Source organism: Gordonia sp. i37 (assembly GCF_002043085.1).
GTDB classification, from domain to species: Bacteria; Actinomycetota; Actinomycetes; order Mycobacteriales; family Mycobacteriaceae; genus Gordonia; species Gordonia polyisoprenivorans.
The window spans coordinates 1-483 of record NZ_MVPX01000664.1 but is presented as its reverse complement, the minus strand read 5'-3'; the positions used below and the strand labels follow the sequence as shown (position 1 = coordinate 483).

The 483-nt window shown below is 59.8% G+C and carries 1 protein-coding gene; it reads left to right on the top strand.

The features are described 5' to 3' along the window. Nucleotides 1–51: 51 nt before the first annotated feature. A partial coding sequence (locus tag B1964_RS29445; protein WP_139765971.1) for an IS3 family transposase occupies nucleotides 52–483 on the top strand: 432 nt, incomplete at its 3' end.

Here is a 483-nt window from a genome sequence, read left to right as displayed (position 1 = left end):
CCGGCCACACCGCTAATTGTGGAGTTCATCCGCACTCACCAGGGACACCAGGTGGGTGCGGATGGCCTTGTCTGGGGCGTCGATTCGATGTGCGCCGTGCTCTGCGAGCATGGTATCCACATCGCCCCGTCCACTTACTATGATCACATCAACCGCGGGCCGAGCGCCCGCATGTTCGCCGATGCGCAGGTCATCGATGCGATCTTCGCTTTGCGCCGGAAGCGACCGCTGATGCGGGTTCTGGGTTCACGCAAGACATGGATAGTATTGCGCAGCAGTGGTATTGATGTTGCTCGATGCACTGTTGAACGAGTGATGCGGGAGATGGGATGGCATGGCGCGAGTAAGAAGAAGCGAGTGCGTACGACCATCCCTGATGCGGCAGCGTCGCGGCCGGCGGATCTGGTCGACAGACAGTTCTATGCTGCGGCACCAAATCGGTTGTGGGTAGCCGATTTTACCTACTTCCGCACCGAGTCGGGG